The 18,946-nt window shown below is 70.2% G+C and carries 16 protein-coding genes; 5 read left to right on the top strand and 11 right to left on the bottom strand.

The genetic code is table 11. The features are described 5' to 3' along the window. Positions 1-16 precede the first annotated feature (16 nt). The 3 genes from ABD346_RS27450 to nsdA form a co-directional block, all read right to left on the bottom strand. Positions 17-355, bottom strand: a complete 339-nt coding sequence (locus ABD346_RS27450) for a P-II family nitrogen regulator (RefSeq protein ID WP_053727924.1) — start codon at positions 353-355, stop codon at positions 17-19. After that, a complete protein-coding gene (locus tag ABD346_RS27445; protein WP_344378493.1) occupies positions 352-1,692 on the bottom strand; it encodes an ammonium transporter in 1,341 nt (446 codons plus the stop codon). Before ABD346_RS27445 ends, ABD346_RS27450 begins: the two co-directional genes overlap by 4 nt. Positions 1,693-2,042: 350 nt before the next feature. After that, complete coding sequence (gene nsdA, locus ABD346_RS27440; RefSeq protein WP_344378492.1) at positions 2,043-3,518, bottom strand: transcriptional repressor NsdA; 1,476 nt, start codon at positions 3,516-3,518, stop codon at positions 2,043-2,045. A gap of 452 nt (positions 3,519-3,970) precedes the next feature. On the opposite strand from nsdA, the gene ABD346_RS27435 reads away from it, so the two are divergent. Then, positions 3,971-4,636 carry a bifunctional DNA primase/polymerase gene (locus tag ABD346_RS27435; RefSeq protein ID WP_344378490.1) on the top strand — a complete coding sequence of 222 codons (666 nt, stop codon included), beginning with the start codon at positions 3,971-3,973 and terminating at the stop codon, positions 4,634-4,636. A gap of 72 nt (positions 4,637-4,708) precedes the next feature. Here ABD346_RS27435 and ftsY read toward each other — a convergent pair whose 3' ends face one another. Beyond that, the gene (ftsY, locus tag ABD346_RS27430; protein ID WP_344378489.1) at positions 4,709-5,917 is read right to left on the bottom strand and encodes a signal recognition particle-docking protein FtsY; all 1,209 of its coding nucleotides are present in this window, start codon (positions 5,915-5,917) and stop codon (positions 4,709-4,711) included. A gap of 192 nt (positions 5,918-6,109) precedes the next feature. On the opposite strand from ftsY, the gene ABD346_RS27425 reads away from it, so the two are divergent. Together ABD346_RS27425 and ABD346_RS27420 are read left to right on the top strand one after the other, a co-directional pair. Continuing rightward, positions 6,110-7,582 (top strand): cytosine permease, encoded by a 1,473-nt coding sequence (locus ABD346_RS27425; protein WP_344378488.1) that lies wholly within the window; start codon positions 6,110-6,112, stop codon positions 7,580-7,582. A gap of 70 nt (positions 7,583-7,652) precedes the next feature. Further along, positions 7,653-8,618, top strand: coding sequence for an LLM class flavin-dependent oxidoreductase (locus ABD346_RS27420; protein ID WP_344378487.1), 966 nt, complete (start codon positions 7,653-7,655; stop codon positions 8,616-8,618). 88 nt (positions 8,619-8,706) lie between these two features. Here ABD346_RS27420 and ABD346_RS27415 read toward each other — a convergent pair whose 3' ends face one another. The 5 genes from ABD346_RS27415 to ABD346_RS27395 all read right to left on the bottom strand — a co-directional run bounded on the left by ABD346_RS27415 (position 8,707) and on the right by ABD346_RS27395 (position 15,518). Then, positions 8,707-9,093, bottom strand: coding sequence for a phage holin family protein (locus ABD346_RS27415; RefSeq protein ID WP_344378486.1), 387 nt, complete (start codon positions 9,091-9,093; stop codon positions 8,707-8,709). Positions 9,094-9,200: 107 nt separating this feature from the next. Continuing rightward, positions 9,201-10,619 (bottom strand): sugar porter family MFS transporter, encoded by a 1,419-nt coding sequence (locus ABD346_RS27410; RefSeq protein ID WP_344378484.1) that lies wholly within the window; start codon positions 10,617-10,619, stop codon positions 9,201-9,203. Between the two features lie 250 nt (positions 10,620-10,869). Next, the gene (smc, locus tag ABD346_RS27405; RefSeq protein ID WP_344378481.1) at positions 10,870-14,427 is read right to left on the bottom strand and encodes a chromosome segregation protein SMC; all 3,558 of its coding nucleotides are present in this window, start codon (positions 14,425-14,427) and stop codon (positions 10,870-10,872) included. 199 nt (positions 14,428-14,626) lie between these two features. Next, entirely contained in the window at positions 14,627-14,845 is a 219-nt protein-coding gene (locus ABD346_RS27400; protein WP_053727915.1) for a hypothetical protein, read from the bottom strand. 379 nt (positions 14,846-15,224) lie between these two features. Beyond that, the gene (locus ABD346_RS27395) at positions 15,225-15,518 is read right to left on the bottom strand and encodes an acylphosphatase (RefSeq protein ID WP_344378480.1); all 294 of its coding nucleotides are present in this window, start codon (positions 15,516-15,518) and stop codon (positions 15,225-15,227) included. Between the two features lie 181 nt (positions 15,519-15,699). On the opposite strand from ABD346_RS27395, the gene ABD346_RS27390 reads away from it, so the two are divergent. Further along, a complete protein-coding gene (locus tag ABD346_RS27390) occupies positions 15,700-16,587 on the top strand; it encodes a CAP domain-containing protein (RefSeq protein ID WP_344378479.1) in 888 nt (295 codons plus the stop codon). Positions 16,588-16,811: 224 nt separating this feature from the next. Here the strand turns inward: ABD346_RS27390 and ABD346_RS27385 are convergent, their stop codons facing one another. After that, positions 16,812-17,402 carry a flavodoxin family protein gene (locus ABD346_RS27385; protein WP_344378478.1) on the bottom strand — a complete coding sequence of 197 codons (591 nt, stop codon included), beginning with the start codon at positions 17,400-17,402 and terminating at the stop codon, positions 16,812-16,814. A gap of 162 nt (positions 17,403-17,564) precedes the next feature. On the opposite strand from ABD346_RS27385, the gene ABD346_RS27380 reads away from it, so the two are divergent. Further along, positions 17,565-17,987: a winged helix-turn-helix transcriptional regulator gene (locus ABD346_RS27380; protein WP_344378477.1), complete on the top strand. Its 423-nt coding sequence runs from the start codon at positions 17,565-17,567 to the stop codon at positions 17,985-17,987. On the opposite strand, the gene mutM is transcribed toward ABD346_RS27380, so the two are convergent. Beyond that, complete coding sequence (gene mutM / locus ABD346_RS27375) at positions 17,960-18,820, bottom strand: bifunctional DNA-formamidopyrimidine glycosylase/DNA-(apurinic or apyrimidinic site) lyase (RefSeq protein ID WP_344378476.1); 861 nt, start codon at positions 18,818-18,820, stop codon at positions 17,960-17,962. The genes ABD346_RS27380 and mutM overlap by 28 nt on opposite strands. Between the last annotated feature and the right edge of the window lie 126 nt (positions 18,821-18,946).

The raw sequence follows: 18,946 nt of genomic DNA, 5'->3' as shown, positions 1-18,946 counted from the left end.
CAGCTCCTCGCCGTGTCTACAGTGCGTCAGGTCCGCGTTCGCCGGTGCGTACCCGGACCGCGGTCTCGACCGGCACGCTCCACACCTTGCCGTCGCCGATCTTTCCGGTGCGGGCCGCCTTGACCACGACGTCGATCAGTTCCTCGGCGTCGTCGTCCTCGACCAGGACCTCTATGCGGATCTTGGGTACGAGGTCGACGGTGTACTCGGCGCCGCGGTAGACCTCGGTGTGGCCGCGCTGGCGCCCGTATCCGCTGGCCTCGGTGACGGTCAGGCCGTGGACGCCGAAGGCCTGGAGGGCCTGCTTGATCTCGTCGAGCCGGTGCGGCTTGACGACCGCGGTGATGAGCTTCATGCGTCCACCTTCTTGTTCGCTGCCACTTCGCCCGGGACCGACACGGTCTTGCGGGGGGCGGTTCCGCCGCCCGCGCCGCTGAAGTCGTACGCCGTCTCGGCGTGCTCGACCTGGTCGATGCCGGAGATCTCGTCGTCCTCGGGGACCCGCATCCCGATCGTCTTGTCGAGCAGGAGGGCGAGGACCGCCGAGACCACCAGCGAGTAGCCGAGGACCGCGCCGACGCCGATGGCCTGCTTGCCGAGCTGGTCCAGGCCGCCTCCGTAGAAGAGGCCCTTGGCGGTGGACTGTACGCCGCCGGTGGCGAAGAGGCCGACGAGCAGCGAGCCGGTGATGCCGCCGACCATGTGGACGCCCACGACGTCGAGCGAGTCGTCGAATCCGAAGCGGTACTTGAGGCCGACGGCCATGGCGCACAGGACGCCCGCGATGGCACCGATCGCGATCGCGCCGAGGGGGCTGACGCAGCCGCCGGACGGGGTGATGGCGACCAGGCCGGCGACCGCGCCGGAGGCGGCGCCGAGCGTGGTGAAGGAGCCGTGCCGGAGCTTCTCGTACAGCAGCCAGGCGAGCATGGCGGCGGCCGTGGCGACCTGGGTGTTGACGAACATCACGGCGCCCACGCCGTCGTCGTTGCCGAGCCAGGAGCCCGCGTTGAAGCCGAACCAGCCGAACCACAGCAGGGCCGCGCCGAGCATGACGAGCGGCAGGCTGTGCGGCCTCATCGGGTCCTTCTTGAAGCCGACGCGCTTGCCGATGACCAGGATCACGCCGAGGGCGGCCGCACCCGCGTTGATGTGCACCGCCGTGCCACCGGCGAAGTCGATGACGCCCTTCTTGAAGAGCCAGCCGTCCGAGGCCCACACCCAGTGCGCCACGGGGAAGTAGACGATGGTGACCCACAGCGCGGTGAACAGCGACCAGGCGGTGAACTTGACACGGTCGGCGAGCGCGCCGCTTATGAGCGCGGGCGTGATGACCGCGAACATCAGCTGGAAGACGGCGAAGACGTAGATCGGGATGGAGTATCCGGGCCAGAGCTGGACCAGGCCGATGCCGCTGAGCCCGAAGTAGTCCTTGGACCAGCCGATGAAGCCGTTGCTCTCGCCGAAGGCCAGGCTGAATCCGTAGAGCACCCACAGGATCGTGACGATGCCGAGGCTGATGAAGCTCATCATCAGCATGTTCAGGGTGCTCTTGACGCGAACCATGCCTCCGTAGAAGAAGGCGAGTCCGGGCGTCATGATCATCACCAGCGCTGAGCAGATCAGCATGAATCCGGTGTTGGCGCTGGACAGCTGCGGAGCGTCAGCTGCGAGCGTGATGCCTGGAGGCATCGGCGTCTCCTCGTCGTCGGTACGGCCCGTGCGGGGGCGTTACTCGGGCGGGAACTGGCTGGAGGCCGGTTATGCGCCCTGAGGTTGTCCCAGCGCGGTTTCCGGCGGTGCCGCTCGATGTTTCACCGCAGTGACGAAGGGGGCGGGCGTGTTACGCGCCAGTGAACTGCCGGATCAGAAGGGGGCCGGCGACTACCATCCGCGTACGTCCGGGCACAGCGGACCGGCCGCGACGTCACCCGCTTGACCTGGCGTGGGGGTGCCGAGTCGGGCTGAACGGGGTGAGCGTCGCGGCCGGGGTCTTGTATGCCGTCGCACGGCCGGGGCGAGAACCCTCGGGCGGAGCGGACTCAGACGGCTTCGGCCGTCTCGGGCAGCTCCCTGCTGAGCAGGTCGGTCATCCGGACCACCTCGGCGACGTCCGAGAAGTCGCGCGCGGCGGTGTCGACGGTCTTGCGCAGCCGGGTGTTGACCCGCTCGGAGCGGACCCGCTTGGCGACCCGCAGGGCCTGCTCGGCAAGGACGGTCGACTGCTCGGGCTCCCGCTTGAGCAGGTGCACGGTGGCCATGCCGATCAGGTTCAGGGCGTAGCTGCGCTGGTGCTCCTCGTCCTTGCCGAACAGGGCCACGGCCTGCTCCATCACGGGCTCGGCGAGCGAGGCGTAGGTGGGGCTGCGGCCGGCCACATAGGCGAGGTCGCGGTAGGAGTGGGCGTTCTCCCCGTTGAGCTCCGCCTCGGAGAAGAAGCGGATCCAGTCGGGCTCCGGCTCGCCGTCGAGCCCGGCGTCGCCGAAGGTGTCCTCGGCCATCCGGACGGCCCTCTTGGTCTTGCTGGGCTGGCCCATGTTGGCGTACGCCCGGGCCTCCATCGCATACAGCATGGCCTGGGTGCGGGCGGTGGCGCAGTCGCGGCTGCCGTACTGGGCGAGGTGGATGAGTTCCAGGGCGTCGTCGGGCCGGCCGAGGTGGATCATCTGGCGGCTCATCGAGGACAGGATGTACGAGCCGAGCGGCTTGTCGCCCGCCTCCTTGGAGGCGTGCAGGGCGAGCACGAAGTACTTCTGGGCGGTGGGCTGGAGGCCGACGTCGTAGCTCATCCAGCCGGCCAGCTCCGCGAGTTCGGCCGCGCACTGGAAGAGGCGCTTGGAGGTGGCCGCGGGCTGGGGCTCCTGGAGCAGGTCGGTGACCTCGTGGAGCTGGCCGACCACGGCCTTGCGGCGCAGCCCGCCGCCGCACTGGGCGTCCCACTGGCGGAACATCGCGGTGGTGGATTCCAGCAGTTCCAGCTCGGGCTTCGAGAGCCGGGAGGGGCGCCGGGCGCTGGCGGCGGTCTCCTTGGGGCCTGACTCGCCGGAGAGCGAGGGCACCAGCCAGCGCTGCATGGGCTCGATCAGGGCCGGGCCCGCGGCCAGCATGAGCGAGGTGCCGAGGAAGCCGCGCCGGGCGAGCATGAGGTCGCTGCGGGAGAACTCGCTGAGCAGGGAAACCGTTTGGGGCCCGGCCCAGGGCAGGTCGACGCCGGACACGGACGGCGACTGGTGGGCCTGGCGCAGGCCGAGGTCCTCGATGGCGACGACGCTGCCGAAGCGCTCGGAGAACAGCTCCGAGAGGATCCGGGGAATGGGCTCGCGGGGCATCTCGCCGTCGAGCCAGCGCCGCACCCGGGAGGTGTCGGTGCTGATGTGGTGCGCGCCCATCTGGCGCGCCCGGCGGTTCACCTGGCGCGCCAGTTCGCCCTTCGACCAGCCGCTGCGGACGAACCACGAACTCAGCTGCTCGTTGGGGCGCTTGCCGGCGCTCGTTTCGCTAGCCCCACTGCCGCCCACTGGAACGCCCCCAATCCGCTGAAGCCTCGGTTGTGCATCGATTGCGCGAACCTCTATCAGAATGCCGCGAGTTGGGCCTCCTGTCCTGCGGTTGCACCCGCCCGGACCGGAAACCGGCTTGCCTCCGGCATACCCGCGGGTGCGTATACCCCCAAGGTCTGTGTACCGACGGTAATCCTACGATCACGCGTCCGGCCATGGCGATTCCAGAAACGCCACCATTCGCCACCCCTTCGAATGAACTCCCCTGCCGCCAGGCGCGATTCACTTGACACATGACGATCAGCGTCGGGTGGAGCGAAGCGAGCCGGGGCGCACGGCGCGTTTCGCACCACCCCGTTCACGACCGTGTCCGACCTGGCGGAGACGGAATGTGACGGGAAAACTCCGGATCGTCACGACTATGTCACTGGCGTCGTAACCACCGACGCGGCAGACCCGTTGGAGGGGGCATGGGCTTCACGATCGGCGGCAGCCGGGGGATCAAGGAGACCCGGCCCGGCTCTTGGCGCCGCGGCCGCTCCGCACGCATCACCCGAACGAGCGAGGTCACGGCGGTGGCCGAGTACACCGGGCTGTGGGGCTGGGACGTCGCACCGGGCGCCCGCGCCCTGAACGGCGAGTGTTCCTGCGGCAGTTCGACCTGTACGGCGCCGGGCGCGCACCCGCTCGGCTTCGCGCCCGAGGTCCCGGCGGGCGCCACGCTGGACGAGGTGACCAAGGCCTGGTCGCAGTGCCCGGGCGCGGCGGTGCTGCTGCCGGTCGGGCGGACCTTCGACGTCCTGGACGTGGCGGCTCCGGCCGGGCGGCGGGCCCTGGTGCGCCTCGAGCGGATGGGTCTCCCGCTGGGCCCGGTCTCGACGACGCCGACCGGCCGCACCCACTTCTACGTGGCCCCGGGCGCCTCGGCCGAACTCCCGGGGCTGCTCTACCGGATGGGCTGGGACGATGCCGTCCTGGACCTGCGCTGCCCGCCGCGCGGCAGCCACGTACCGGCGCCGCCGTCGGGTGAGGTGCGCTGGCTGCGCCCGCCGTCCCTGGACACGGCTACGCGGCCGCCGCAGGCCCGCCTGCTCCTGGGCACGCTCGCGTACATCTGCCACCGCTCGGCGGCGTAAACCACCCGTACGAGGGAACGCCCCGCGGCATCCTTGTCGATGCGGCGGGGCGTTCGTGCGCAACCGGTGCGGCTACTCTCCGATGAGGGCGTCCACGAACGCCTCCGGCTCGAACGGGGCCAGGTCGTCCGCGCCCTCGCCGAGGCCGACGAGCTTGACGGGCACGCCCAGTTCGCGCTGGACGGCGATGACGATGCCGCCCTTGGCGGTGCCGTCGAGCTTGGTCAGGACGATGCCGGTGATGTCGACGACCTCGGCGAACACCCGGGCCTGGACCAGCCCGTTCTGGCCGGTCGTGGCGTCGAGGACGAGCAGGATCTCGTCCAGCGGGCCGTGCTTCTCGACGACGCGCTTGACCTTGCCGAGCTCGTCCATGAGGCCGGTCTTGGTGTGCAGGCGGCCGGCCGTGTCGATCAGGACGACGTCAGCGCCCTCGGCGATGCCTTCCTTGACGGCGTCGAACGCGATCGAGGCGGGGTCGCCGCCCTCGGGGCCGCGCACCGTGCGGGCACCGACCCGCTCGCCCCAGGTCTGCAGCTGGTCGGCGGCGGCCGCACGGAAGGTGTCGGCAGCGCCGAGGACGACGGACTTGCCGTCGGCGACCAGGACGCGGGCGAGCTTGCCGGTGGTGGTGGTCTTGCCGGTGCCGTTGACGCCGACGACCATCACGACGCCGGGGACGGTCTCGCCGCCCTCGGTCTTGACCTCGCGGTCGAAGTCGGTGCCGAGCAGGGTGAGGAGCTCTTCGCGCAGCAGGGTGCGCAGGTCCTCGGGCGTGCGGGTGCCGAGCACCTTGACGCGCTCGCGGAGCCGGTCGACCAGCTCCTGGGTCGGCGCGACACCGACGTCGGCGGTCAGCAGGGTGTCCTCGATCTCCTCCCAGGTGTCCTCGTCGAGGTGCTCGCGCGAGAGAAGGGTGAGCAGCCCCTTGCCGAGCGAGTTCTGCGAGCGGGCGAGGCGGGCCCGCAGCCGGACGAGCCGGCCGGCGGTGGGCTCGGGGACCTCGATGGCCGGGGCCTGGGGAGCCACCGGCTCCTCGACGACGACCGGCGCGGCGGGTGCCGCGGGAAGGCCGACCTCCTCGATGGTGCGGCGCGGTTCCTGCGCCGTCTCCGCGGCGTCCTCACCGACCTGAGGTTCGGCGGGCGGGGCTGTGATGGTCGGCGTGCTCGGCGGGGCGGTGGGCGGCAGCTGCTTCTTCTTGCGGCTGCTGACCACGAGCCCGCTGATGGCGCCGACCGCGACCAGGGCGATGACTACAGCAAGGATGACGAATTCCATAACTCTCCCAGTATCGGGTACGGGCCCACGAGCACCCAGTTTGTGGCTTCCTCCGAGAACGGAAGGGAATTATGGGACGGGTGTCAGATTAAAGTACGATAGAGGTGGGCGCATCAACGCGCGTAGAGTCCCCTTCGACCACCCCCACCGGCTCAGCGTCGAGCCGAGCGAGAGGCATGGAACTCCACCCCCATGAACACTGGCACCACCGACGAACCGCAGAGCGCCCTGGAAACACGCGGCCTTGAGCCCGTGCCGGACGCGGAGCGCACCGCGAGAACCCGCGAGCTCTTTCCCACCTGGGTCGCCGCGAACATCAGCGTGCTGCTGCTCACGATGGGCGCCAGCCTCGTCGTCGCGTACAAGCTCAACTTCTGGCAGGCGATCGTGGTCGCCGTGGCCGCGCCCGTCCTCTCGTACGGCCTGGTCGGGCTCATCGGGATCGCCGGCAAGCGCGGCGGCGCACCCGGCATGGCGCTGTCGCGTGCGGTGTTCGGCCAGCGGGGCAATCTGCTGCCCGGTTCACTGATCTGGGTGGCGCGCTGGGGCTGGGAGACCATCAACGCGGTGACCGGCGCCTATGCGGTGCTCACCGTGCTCGACATCCTCTTCGGGATCAAGAGCAACACGTTCCTGATCATCGTCACGCTCGCCGTCTTCGTGGTCATCACGTTCGCGATATCGGGCCTCGGCATCCACGTCGTGCAGAAGTGCAACAAGTACGCGACGTTCCTGTTCGGCGCGTTCTCGATCCTGGTGCTCGTCTACCTCGTCATGAACACCGACTGGTCGGCCGTCTTCCACCAGCCGGCCGGCAAGACCTCGCTGATGGTCGCGGGCACCGGCATGATCGCCGCCGGCGGTGTCAGCTGGATCCCGTCCGCCCCCGACTTCGCCCGCTACCTGCCGCGCAACGCCTCCGCCAAGGCGATCGTGGGCAACTCGATCGGCGGCGCCGGCATCGTGGTGCTGCCGATGGTCCTGATGGGCGCCGTCATGGCGGTCTCGACGCCGGACCTGGCCTCGGCCGCCGACCCGGTGTCCTTCCTCGGCGAGATCCTGCCGATGTGGATCGCGGTGCCGTACCTGCTGATCGCCCTGGTCGGCATGCTGCTGATCAACTCGATGTCGATGTACTCGGCGGGCTTCACCGCGCAGACCCTCGGCTTCAAGATCCCGCGGCACTGGGCGGTGTCCGTCAACGCGCTGATCTCGCTGATCTTCGGCGGCATCCTGATGCTGGTCGCCACCAGCTTCATGGGCTCGTTCATCGCCTTCCTCTCGCTGCTCGCCGTCGCGTTCTCGGCCTGGGTCGGCGTGTTCGGCGCGGACATGCTGCGCCGCACCGAGTACGACGCGAAGGCGCTGCTCGACACCACGCGCACCAGCGCCTACTGGTACAAGGGCGGCTTCTCCCCGGCCGCCGTCATCGCCTGGGCAATCGGCCTGCTCGGCGGCCTGATGTTCACCAAGTCCGACTGGTTCACCGGCCCGCTGTCCGGGAACAACCCGGTCGGCGAGTACGGCCTGGGCTGGGTCGCCACCATCGTGATCTCCGGCCTCCTGTACGTCGTGCTGCCCAAGCCGCCCGTGGTGACCGCAGAGCCTTCTGAGCCCCATGAGGCTTCTGATCCGGCCAAGTCCCCCGAGACCCTGGCCGTCTGACGCGGCGTCAGCTACCGTCCCCCTCTGCCCGGGGTTCTGCGGAACCCGCCCGGTGGAGGGGGACTTTTCCATGCCGTTCACGGTCGTACGCATGAATCTGGTGGACCCGGACACCACCGCGCAGTCGCTGTCCGCGCGCTACCGGGCGGCCCTGGAGATGGCGGCGTACGCCGACGACCGGGGCATCGACACCGTCCAGACCGAGGAGCACCACGGCACGGACAACAACTGGCTGCCCTCCCCCTTCGCCTTCGCGGGCGCGGTCTTCGGCGCCACCCGCCGGATCGCGGTGACGGTCTCCGCGATCATCGGCCCGCTGTACGACCCGCTGCGCCTTGCCGAGGACATCGCGGTGCTCGACCTGGTCAGCGGCGGCCGGCTCGTGACCGTCTCGGGGATCGGGTACCGGCCCGCCGAGTACGAGCAGCAGGGCGTCGAGTGGGGCCGGCGCGGCAAGCTCCAGGACGAACTGCTCGAAACCCTCCTCAAGGCGTGGACGGGTGAGGAGTTCACCTTCCGCGGGCGCCGCGTACGCGTCACCCCGCGCCCGTTCACCGAGCCGCACCCGATGCTGCTCGTCGGCGGCTCCTCACGGGCGGCCGCCAACCGCGCGGCCCGCCTCGGCCTGCCGTTCTTCCCGAGCGCTCATCTGCCCGAACTCGAGGCGCACTACAACGAGAAGCTCGCCGAGTACGGCACCGAGGGCTTCTGCATGATGCCCGCGGCCGAGACGCCTCTGCTGCACATCAGCGAGGACCCGGACCGGACGTGGGCCGAGTACGGCGAACACTTCCTGCACGAGGCACGGATGTACGCGTCCTGGCAGTCCAAGGACATCCGCTCGGCGGTGAAGTCCGGCGCCACGACGGTGGAGGAGCTGCGCGCGGAGGGCGTCTACCGCATCGTGACGCCGGAGCAGTGCGCGGCCCTGGAAGCCGACAGCCTGGTCCTGCACCCCCTGTGCGGCGGAATGCCGGTGGACGAGGCGTGGCGCAGCCTGCACTTGTTCTGCGAGCGGGTGCTGCCGGCGCTCTGAGCGCTCCGCGGGATGTGGGGTGCGTCGGCCGCAGGGCCGGTGGGGCCCGGTCGCGCAGTCCCCGTACCCCTGTCGGGGCCGAGGCCGCTCAGGCCGGCTCCTTCTCCCGGCTCGGCGTCAGGGCCATGAGCACCAGGGTCACGGCCCGCACGATGAGGCCGCCGAGCAGCGCCGTTCCGAAGCCGTCGACCTCGAAGCCGTCCAGCTTGCCGCCGACCCATTCGGCGAGCAGCCACAGCAGAGTGTCCTGGACGACGCCGACGACGCCGAGGACCAGCAGGGTGATGGGCGGGGTGCTCCTGATGTCGTTCGGGTAGCACCTGATCATCTGGTTGGCGACCACGAACACAATCCCTGTGATCGCCAGCCCCAGGATCGCCGAGGACTGCTCGCGCAGCGATATCCCGGGCAGCAGGGTGGCCGCGCCCACGCCTAAGAAGATGTGGATGACGAGGGGATTGCTCTGTCTTTCCATGATCCGGATCCTGGCACGGACCACCCGGAATGGTGAATTCAGCACCAAACCGCCCCGGCTCGATGGCGAGCCGGGGCGGTTTGGCGAGAGGAGAGGGGCAGCGGGGATTAGCCCATCTCCTCCAACGCCTTGCCCTTGGTCTCCTTGACGTACTTGAGCACGAAGGGGATCGAGAGCACGGCGAAGACCGAGTAGATGATGTAGGTGCCCGACAGGTTCCAGTCCGACAGGCTCGGGAAGCTCGCCGTGATGGCCCAGTTGGCGATCCACTGGGCGGCCGCGGCGACACCGAGGGCCGCGGCGCGGATCCGGTTCGGGAACATCTCGCCGAGGAAGACCCACACCACGACGCCCCAGGACAGGGCGAAGAAGAGCACGAAGACGTGGGCGGCGATGAGGGCCACGACGCCCTCGGTGTTGGGGAGCTTGCCGTCGACGAGGTGGGCCGAGAAGGCCCAGGCCTCGACGGCCAGCGCGACCGCCATGCCGATGGAGCCGACCAGCGCGAGCGGCTTGCGGCCGACCCGGTCGACCAGGACCATCGCGATCACGGTGCCGATGATGTTGATGATCGACGTGGTGAACGAGTAGAAGAACGAGCTCGACGGGTCGATGCCGACGGACTGCCACAGCGTCGAGGAGTAGTAGAACGCGACGTTGATGCCGACGAGCTGCTGGAAGACCGAGAGGCCGATGCCGACCCAGACGATCGGCAGGAAGCCCCACTTGGAGCCGAGCAGGTCCTTGAAGGTCGACTTGTGCTCGGACTTCATGGCGTGCTCGATCTCGGCGACGCGGGCGTCGAGGTCGACGTTCTTGCCCTCGACGTCGGCGAGCACCTTCTTGGCGTCGGCGTCGCGACCGACCGAGATGAGGAAGCGCGGCGACTCGGGGATGGCGAAGGAGAGCAGGCCGTACAGGATGGCCGGGATCACCATCACGCCGAGCATGACCTGCCAGGCCTCAAGCCCGATGATCTTGCCGCGCTGCTCGCCGCCGGCGGCGTTGAGGATGCCCCAGTTGACGAGCTGAGAGATCGCGATACCGATGACGATCGCGGCCTGCTGGAAGGAGCCGAGCCGGCCTCGGTAGGCGGGCGGGGCGACCTCGGCGATGTAGGCCGGGCCGATGACCGAGGCCATGCCGATGGCGAAGCCGCCGATGATCCGCCAGAACGCGAGGTCCCACAGCGCGAACGGCAGCGCGGAGCCGATGGCGCTGATGGTGAACAGGGTCGCCGCGATCTGCATGCAGCGGATGCGTCCGATGCGGTCGGCGATCCGGCCCGCGGTGGCGGCGCCGATCGCGCAGCCGATCAGGGCGATGGCGATCACCTGGGCCAGCGTCCCGGACCCGATGGAGTACCGGTCACGGATCGCCTCTACGGCGCCGTTGATCACGGAACTGTCGTAGCCGAAGAGGAAGCCGCCCATCGCGGCCGCCGCCGTGATGAAGATGACATGGCCGAGGTGGTCCGGCGCGGTCTGGCCGCCTCCGGACGCCTGCGCCTGCGCGGTACTGGTCACGTGTACTCCTGGGGCCGCCCTGCAGCGTCGCCGGGCGTGGGGGGACTCCTCCAAGTGGCGCACAACTTCCTGTCACCCACCACTTGAAGGTAAAAGCAACGTTGCAGAGACTATGCCTTCAAGTTTCGAAGTCAATACCTGTTCGGTTGTGAATTTGCAGGCACGACTCGCCGCCGAATGTTCAAGACTTGAAGAAGTAGAGGTCAGCCCGGGGATCGGCCGCGCGGTACCGGGCGGACCGCCGCCGACCTCAGCGCAGCCGCTGGCTGATCACCTTGGACACGCCGTCGCCCTGCATCGAGACGCCGTACAGCGCGTCGGCGACCTCCATGGTCCGCTTCTGGTGCGTGATCACGATCAGCTGCGAGGACTCCTGGAGCTCCTGCATGATCCGGATCAGCCGCTGGAGGTTGGTGTCGTCGAGGGCTGCCTCGACCTCGTCCATCACGTAGAACGGGCTCGGCCTGGCCTTGAAGATGGACACGAGCAGCGCGACGGCCGTCAGTGAGCGCTCGCCGCCCGAGAGCAGCGAGAGCCGTTTGACCTTCTTGCCCGGCGGGCGCGCCTCGACGTCGATCCCGGTGGTCAGCATGTTGCCCGGATCGGTCAGGACCAGCCGGCCCTCGCCGCCCGGGAAGAGCCGCGAGAAGACCCCCTCGAACTCCCTGGCCGTGTCGCGGTAGGCCTCCGTGAACACCTGTTCCACCCGCTCGTCCACCTCCTTCACCACTTGAAGGAGGTCGGTCCGGGTCTTCTTGAGGTCCTCCAGCTGCTCGGAGAGGAACTTGTGGCGCTCCTCGAGGGCGGCGAATTCCTCCAGGGCGAGCGGGTTGACCTTCCCGAGCTGCTGATACGCCCGTTCGGCTGCCCTGAGCCGCTTCTCCTGCTCGGCGCGCACGTAGGGGACCGGCTGGTTGCGGGGGTGCTCAGGGTCATCCGGCAGCTCCTCTCCCTCGGCGGGCGGCGAGGGGGCCACCAGCTGGTCGGGCCCGTACTCCGCGACGAGCCCGGCCGGCTCGACCCCCAGTTCCTCCAGCGCCTTGGTCTCCAGCTGCTCGATCCGCAGCCGCTTCTCGGCACCGAGTACCTCGCCGCGGTGAACCGAATCCGTGAGTTTGTCGAGCTCCGCCTTGAGGTCCCGGCCGGCGCCGCGGGCCCCGGTCAGCTCCTGCTCGCGCTCGGCCTTGGCCGCCTCGGCCCCGGCCCGCTCCCGCTCGGCCCGCACCAGCGACACCTCGACGTGGGCGAGCAGGGTGCGGGCGCCCGACGCGACGGCCGCGGCGACGGCCGCTTCGTGGCGCAGCCGGGCGCGGCGCTGCTCGGCGCGGGCCCGCGCCTCGCGTTCGGCCCGGGCCGCCCGGTCGAGGCCGTCGGCCCGCCCGGCGAGCGCCTTGACGCGCTCCTCGTGGGTACGGGCCTGGAGCCGGGCCTCCATCTCGGTCTGGCGCGCGTTGGCGCCGTCGGCCGCGAGCCGGTCCCGTACGGACGTGTCGGGCTCCTCCTCGACCGGCATCTCCTCGGCGACGAGGAGCCGTTCGGCCAGCTCCTCGGCCTCCTCGGTGGCCTTCTCCAGGGCCTCCTGGGCGCGGGCGGCGGCCGCCGCGGTCCGCTCGGCCTCGCCGGCCGCGCCGCGCGCCTGCCCGGCAAGCCGGCCGAGCTGCTGGGCGACGGAGGACCGCGCCTTCTCGGCGACCCGCCGCCGCTCCCCCAACTCCTCGACCGCTGCGGTCAGTTCACCGCGCCGCTCGGTGGCCTCCTGCTGCACGCGGGCCAGGTCCTCGCACCGTACGGCCAGATCGGCGAGCTCGGCGGCGGCCTCGTCGACGGAGGCCTGGACCTCCAGGAGGCTGGGCGCGCCGGCCGATCCGCCGTGCGCGAAGTGGGCGCCGAGTACGTCGCCTTCGGCGGTGACGGCGGTCAGCGCGGGCCGCGCGTAGACCAGGTCCTCGGCGTCGTCCAGGGTGCCGACCACGACGACGTCGCGCAGCAGGCGCCGTACGGCGGGCATCAGTTCGGCGGGGCCGCGGACCAGGTCGGCGGCGCGAGGTGGTCCTTCCCCGCGCGCCGACTGCACGTACTCGTCCTCCGGGGCGCCGTTCAGGAGCAGGGCGGCGCGGCCCGCGTCCTGTTTGCGCAGCATGCGGATGGCTTCTGCGGCCGCCGAAGGCCCGCTCACCGCGATCGCGTCGGCGGCGGCGCCCAGGGCGGCCGCGACCGGCACCTCGTACCCGGGTGCCACGGTGAGCAGTTCGGCGGCGGGGCCGAGCAGTCCGGTCAGCGTGTCGCGGGCGCCGAGCAGCGCGCCCGTGCCGTCCTTGCGGCGCAGCCCCAGCGCGAGCGCGTCGTGCCGGGCGGCGGTGGCGGCACGTTTCCGCTCGGCGGCGGTGGCCTCCTCGCGGGCGGCGCCGAGCGCGGCTTCGGCCGCGGCGAGCTCGCGCTTGGCCGCGTCATGGGCCTCGGCGAGCTCGGTGTCGTCGGCTTCGAGGCCGTCCACCTCGGCCTTGAGCTGCTCGTACTCCTCCTGTGCGAGCGCGGCCCGCTCGCCCGCCTCGTCGCGCGCGGCGGCGAGCCGGTCGATCTCGGCCTGCGCGGAACCCGCCCTGCTCCGCGCCGCGTTGACCTGCCCGTGCAGCCGCGCGAGGCCCTCGCGCCGGTCCGCGATGGCCCGGGCCGCATCCTTCAAACGCCGTTCCTCGACGGCGAGTTCCCGCTCAAGATCGGCGCGATGGGCGGAGGTGTCCTCCAGGGCGTGCTCGGCCGCTTCGAGGGCGGCCTCCAGCTCGGCCTCCTGTTCGCGGATCCGGGCGGCCTCGCGCTCCATGTCCTCCGGGTCGCGCCCGCGCCGCTCCTCGGGCGGCTGCGCGCTCGCGCTCTTGACCCGGGCGTCGGCCAGCGAGATCGTGCCGCGCACCCGCTCGGCCAGCTGGGACAGCTCGTACCAGGTCTGCTGGGCGCGCTGGAGCCGGGGCGACAGCTGCCGCACCTGGTCCTCCAGCCGAGCCTCGCGGGCCAGGGCCGCCTTGAGATCGGCCTCCGTGCTCTCCTTGCGGCGAAGCAACTCGGCCTCGTCGGCGATCTCGGCGCCGAGAGCCTCCCGCATCGTCACGAGGTCGTCGGCGAGCAGGCGGAGCCGGGCGTCGCGCAGGTCGGCCTGGATGACGGCGGCGCGGCGCGCGACGGCGGCCTGGCGGCCGAGGGGCTTGAGCTGGCGGCGCAGTTCGTCGGTGAGGTCCTGGACCCGGGCGAGGTTGGCCTTCATCGCGTCCAGCTTCCGCAGCGCCTTCTCCTTGCGCTTGCGGTGCTTGAGGACGCCCGCGGCCTCCTCGATGAAGGCGCGCCGCCCCATGGGGTCGGCGTGCAGGACGGAGTCGAGCTGGCCCTGCCCGACGATGACGTGCATCTCGCGGCCGATGCCGGAGTCGGAGAGCAGTTCCTGGATGTCGAGCAGCCGGCAGGTGTCGCCGTTGATCTGGTATTCGCTGCCGCCGTTGCGGAACATGATCCGCGTGATGGTGACTTCGGCGTATTCGATGGGCAGCGCGCCGTCGGAATTGTCGATGGTGAGGGAGACTTCGGCGCGGCCGAGCGGCGGTCGGCCGGTCGTCCCGGCGAAGATGACGTCCTCCATCTTTCCGCCGCGCAGCGACTTGGCGCCCTGCTCCCCCATGACCCAGCTCAGCGCGTCCACGACGTTGGACTTGCCGGATCCGTTGGGGCCCACCACACAGGTGATGCCCGGCTCGAACTTCAGCGTGGTCGCGGACGCGAAGGATTTGAATCCGCGCAGAGTGAGGGCCTTGAGGTGCACGCCGCCGGACTCTACCTTTCGCTCTCGGTTTCGCCCAGGAAGGTGCAGGGCACATCAGACCGTAAGGGAAAGGCGGGCCGGCCCATCGTGCGCCGGAAGAAAGAAAGAAGGGACGCCGGAGCGTCCCTTGCAATACATTGCAGGTCTTGCGGATCTCTCGATCTCGACGAGAGGGACGGAAGCCTCTCTCACCCCGGGGTCAGGTGAGCGCGGGCTCCGCCTGCGGGACGTCGATGTCGATGCCTTCGAGCAGCGAATCTCCGCGGTGCGAAGCGGCGGCAGCGGACAGCACGTCGTTCTCGGACTGAATCCGGTTGAGCTCGGACTCGAGGTCCTGGACGCGCTGCTGGAGCCGTCGCATCTCGGCGAGGAGTCGCGGGTCGGAACCGCCGACGTAACCGAGAAGCGCCTTTGCCATGATGGATGGTCCTCCACACTGAGTGACCGACCGAAGCGGTGTGGGTCGTGAGGGAATCGCACCCGCGGTGCTTGGACTTGACTGCGGTTCTTCATGCCAAACAGCTAAGGTGCGCGGGGCTTCCAGAGTCTCACCAAAAAGTTTGACGGTCAACACGATCACGCCCCGTATCCACCGGCAATCCGGGGGCCCGCAACCGCTGAACGAGCGGTGCTGCCTCTTCTCGGAGCCCTGGGGGCGTGGAGATCATCCGTACTGTTGGCAGCCTTGCACGCCGGGCGCGAGATGGCAACAGGCAGATCGTTCGAGGTCAGCGCGTGGTTGCGAGCCGGATGCGGGGCGTCACCGCGCCCGGCTGCCGCTCCTCGCACGACGGTGCTCAGCGGATGACGAAGGTGTCGTAGCCGCCCCGTGCCGTGCCCCATATCTCGGTCACTCCGTCGACCCGGCCCGGCGTGTCGTCGGAGCGAAGCCACTCCAGCAAACGGTGGCAATTCTCACGCGGCCCCTCGGCGACGACCTGGACGCGTCCGTCGTCCAGATTCAGGGCGAACCCGCTGAGGCCTCCGATCCCCAGAGCGTTTTCCCTGGTGAACCAGCGGAAGCCGACTTGTTGCACTCGCCCGCGCACCCAGGCCGTGAGTCGAACATCTCCGTGCGCATCTTCGTTCATACCTGCACGCTAACCGGCCAATTGCACACGCAGCACTTCGCCCCCATGCGCCATGGCGTACAGTCGCGACGAAATGAGCCTCACCCGTATGGGTTAGTTCCCATTTGATCATTTACGGCCGATCGCGGCCACCGCGGCAATGCGGCCAGGCATTGCCCACGGCACTAGGAAGGCACAGCAGATGGGACGCCATCGTCGCTCCGCCGCCGAACCCGCGCCCGCAGATCCCGCGGTGGGCCAGGACGGCCGGCCCCGGGGTGGGACACGCCGGAAGAAGCGGGTGATCGTGCCCGTGCGCACCGGGCTGCTCGGCGTCTCCGCCGCCGTGGCCGTGGGCGCCGTGGCCGTCGCCTCGGGCCTGCTGCCCGGCGGCGGTACGTACAAGGTGAGCGGCGACACCATGGCCGGCGGCCAGCTCCGTTCGAGCCAGACACCGGACGTGCAGCCGCAGGGAGGCGAGTCGGAGAAGCCGAGCAGTCCGGCGCCCACGCCCTCCGAGTCGGCCAAGGCCGCACACGCGCCGTCGACCGCCCCCTCCCCCAGCGCCTCGGCAACGCCGTCGGCGCCCGCGTCCGCGCCCGCCCCGGAGAAGAAGTCCGCCCCTCCGGCCCCGGCTCCCTCGAAGCCGGCCTCCCCGCCGAGCGCCCCGCCCAAGCTCGTCCCCTCGCAGCGCGCCCAGGTGCCGACCGCCGAGGCCTCGGCCGCCGCCACCGTGATGTCTCTGGTCAACATGGAGCGCGCGCAGGCCGGTTGCAGCCCGGTCTCGGCGAGCCCGGCGCTGGCCTCGCTCGCCACCGCCTTCAGCGACGACATGGCCGCCCGCGGCTTCTTCGACCACACCGACCCGGACGGCAGGACGCCGTGGGACCGGGCCGCGAAGGCGGGCATCCAGGGCCTCGGCGGCGAGAACATCGCCCGCGGCCAGGCGGACGCCAAGGCCGTGATGGACGCCTGGATGAACAGCCCGGGTCATCGCGCGAACATCCTGAACTGCGAGTACAAGGCCCTGGGCGTCGGCGTGCACTTCGGCCCGGGCGGCCCCTGGTGGACCCAGGACTTCGGCTTTTGATCACCGATTCCCGATCCCCGGTCTTCGATCATTGCCCCGGACGCACATCCGGTCCTGACCATCGCTCATTCGTCATCGCACGTACGTAATTCGCTTCGTACGCGCACGAAAGGGCCCCTTCCGTTGTGAACGGCGGGGGCCCTTTCGTATGCGCGCATTCGGATCCTGATGCGAAGAAATCGGAGCGCGTACTGTTCCGTATTGATCAACCGGCCGGAAAGCGATCAGGCGCTCACGGCCGCCTTGCCCGCGATGAAGACGCGGGTGGTCTCGGCGATGCGGCGGCCCAGGTGCTCGGCGGTGGCTATGTCGGCCTTGTGGACGCCCTCGGGGCCCTCGTCGGAATTGGTCTGGGCACCGGCGCCGGAGAAGAAGCCGAGCCGGTTGAGGTCGTTCTCGGAACCCGCGGTGGAGTTCCAGCCGGGCTTCAGGCCGAGGTTCACCCAGTGCATGCCGTGCTGGGCGGCAAGGGTCTGGAAGTACTGCAGGGTGTGGCCCTTGTCGCCGCTCTTGGAGCCGGAGTTGGTGAAGCCGGCGGCGAGCTTGTCCTGCCAGACATCGGTGAACCAGCGCTTGGAGGTGGCCTCCGCGAACTGGTGGAAGGCGCCGGACGCGGTGCCCATGTAGGTGGGCGAGCCGAAGACGATGGCGTCGGAGGCGTCGAGCAGCTCCCACTCGGCTTCGGTGATGGTGTCGACCTTGATGACGTGCACGGTGGCTCCGGCCTCGGCGGCGCCCGCACGGACGGCCTCGGCGACGACGGCGGTGTGGCCGTACCCGGAGTGGTAGGCGATCGAGACGACAGGAGTGGTCACGGCGGGAATCCCCTCGGAAGGACAAGCGAAACGGCAGAGCGAGCGCGACGGCCAGTGGCCGGTTCCGCGGCGGCTGCCCGCTGCGGCGCTGCCTACAGGTAAGCACTAACTTCTGGTTAGCGCAACCCGAGCGTGCGCGCTGCATAGGAGTACCCTGAGGTCATGGAAGAGACCGCCACGAGCACCAAGTGCACCGCCGAAGCCTCCGAAGCCGCGGATCTGGCGTTCGACGTGTTCTCCAAGGCCTGCCCGTCCCGGCGCACGCTGGAGGACGTCACGGGGCGCTGGGGCAGCCTGACGCTCGGCGGCCTGTACGAGGGGAGCCTGCGCTTCAACGAGCTGCGGCGCCGGATCGACGGCGTGAGCGAGAAGATGCTCTCCCAGACGCTGCACTCACTGGAACGCGACGGCCTCGTACACCGCGAGGCGCAGCCGACGAACCCGCCGCGGGTCGACTACGAACTGACCCCGCTGGGCCGCGACGTGACCGAACGGCTGCTCTCGCTCATCCACTTCCTGGAGGGCCGGATGCCTGAGGTCCTCCAGGCGCAGCAGAGCTACGACGCGGAGCGCGGGGCCCTCTGACACTTCGGGCAGAAGTAGCTGGACCGGTTCATCCAGGCGCGCCGGCGCATCGCCGTGCCGCAGCGCCGGCACGGCTCGCCCTCGCGGCCGTAGGCGTCGAGGGAGCGCTCGAAGTAGCCGGACTCGCCGTTCACGTTGACGTAGAGGCTGTCGAAGCTGGTGCCGCCGACGGCGAGGGCCTCGTTCATCACGTCCCGTGCGTGGCCCAGGAGTTCGGCCGCCTTGGGGCGGTTCAGGGTCGCGGTCGGGCGGTCGTAGTGCAGCCGCGTGCGCCAGAGCGCCTCGTCGGCGTAGATGTTGCCGACCCCGCTGATGAGCGATTGATCGAGCAGTGCTCGTTTGACCGTGGTGCGCCGCAGCCGCAGCGCCGCGAAGAAGGCCTCGTCGTCGAAGGCGGGGTCCAGCGGGTCCCGGGCGATGTGCGCGATGACGTCCGGCAGCCCGTCGGGCGTGTTGTCGTGCAGCGAGAGCCCGCCGAAGGTCCGCTGGTCGACGAAGCGCAGCTCGGTGCCGGCCTCGTCCTGGAACCTGACCCGGATGCGCAGATGCTTCTCGTCCGGGGTGTCCTGCGGCTGCACGAGGAGCTGCCCGCTCATGCCGAGGTGCCCGAGCACGGATGCGTCCGTGTCCGCGAGCGGCAGCCAGAGGTACTTCCCGCGCCGCTGGGCGACGCCGATCCGGTGCCCCTTGAGCCGTGCCGCGAAGTCGTCGCCCCCGGCGAGGTGGCGGCGCACGGCGCGCGGATGCAGCACCTCGACGTCCGCGACGGTGCGCCCGGCCACCCAGCGCTCGAGTCCGCGCCGGACCACTTCGACTTCAGGCAGCTCAGGCATGCGCGCAGATTACCGCGCGCCCGGGGAGCAGCCGCAGCGGGCCCGGAAACAGGGCCTCGGCCTCTGCGCGGACAAGCGAAAACCCCCGCCCCGCACCGGAGTGCGCTGGGCGGGGGCTCGAAGGAA

The organism is Streptomyces mauvecolor, from assembly GCF_039532965.1.
Taxonomy (GTDB): domain Bacteria; phylum Actinomycetota; class Actinomycetes; order Streptomycetales; family Streptomycetaceae; genus Streptomyces; species Streptomyces violascens.
Note: the sequence above shows the minus strand (reverse complement) of the source record. Positions and strands in the feature narration are given on the sequence as shown.

Excerpts from the sequence above, each read along its gene's own strand:
- ABD346_RS27450 (WP_053727924.1), bottom strand. The coding sequence starts at position 355 with ATGAAGCTCATCACCGCGGTCGTCAAGCCGCACCGGCTCGACGAGATC.
- ABD346_RS27445 (WP_344378493.1), bottom strand. The coding sequence starts at position 1,692 with ATGCCTCCAGGCATCACGCTCGCAGCTGACGCTCCGCAGCTGTCCAGC.
- ABD346_RS27435 (WP_344378490.1), top strand. The coding sequence starts at position 3,971 with ATGGGCTTCACGATCGGCGGCAGCCGGGGGATCAAGGAGACCCGGCCC.
- ftsY (WP_344378489.1), bottom strand. The coding sequence starts at position 5,917 with ATGGAATTCGTCATCCTTGCTGTAGTCATCGCCCTGGTCGCGGTCGGC.
- ABD346_RS27425 (WP_344378488.1), top strand. The coding sequence starts at position 6,110 with ATGAACACTGGCACCACCGACGAACCGCAGAGCGCCCTGGAAACACGC.
- ABD346_RS27420 (WP_344378487.1), top strand. The coding sequence starts at position 7,653 with ATGCCGTTCACGGTCGTACGCATGAATCTGGTGGACCCGGACACCACC.
- ABD346_RS27415 (WP_344378486.1), bottom strand. The coding sequence starts at position 9,093 with ATGGAAAGACAGAGCAATCCCCTCGTCATCCACATCTTCTTAGGCGTG.
- ABD346_RS27400 (WP_053727915.1), bottom strand. The coding sequence starts at position 14,845 with ATGGCAAAGGCGCTTCTCGGTTACGTCGGCGGTTCCGACCCGCGACTC.
- ABD346_RS27395 (WP_344378480.1), bottom strand. The coding sequence starts at position 15,518 with ATGAACGAAGATGCGCACGGAGATGTTCGACTCACGGCCTGGGTGCGC.
- ABD346_RS27390 (WP_344378479.1), top strand. The coding sequence starts at position 15,700 with ATGGGACGCCATCGTCGCTCCGCCGCCGAACCCGCGCCCGCAGATCCC.
- ABD346_RS27380 (WP_344378477.1), top strand. The coding sequence starts at position 17,565 with ATGGAAGAGACCGCCACGAGCACCAAGTGCACCGCCGAAGCCTCCGAA.
- mutM (WP_344378476.1), bottom strand. The coding sequence starts at position 18,820 with ATGCCTGAGCTGCCTGAAGTCGAAGTGGTCCGGCGCGGACTCGAGCGC.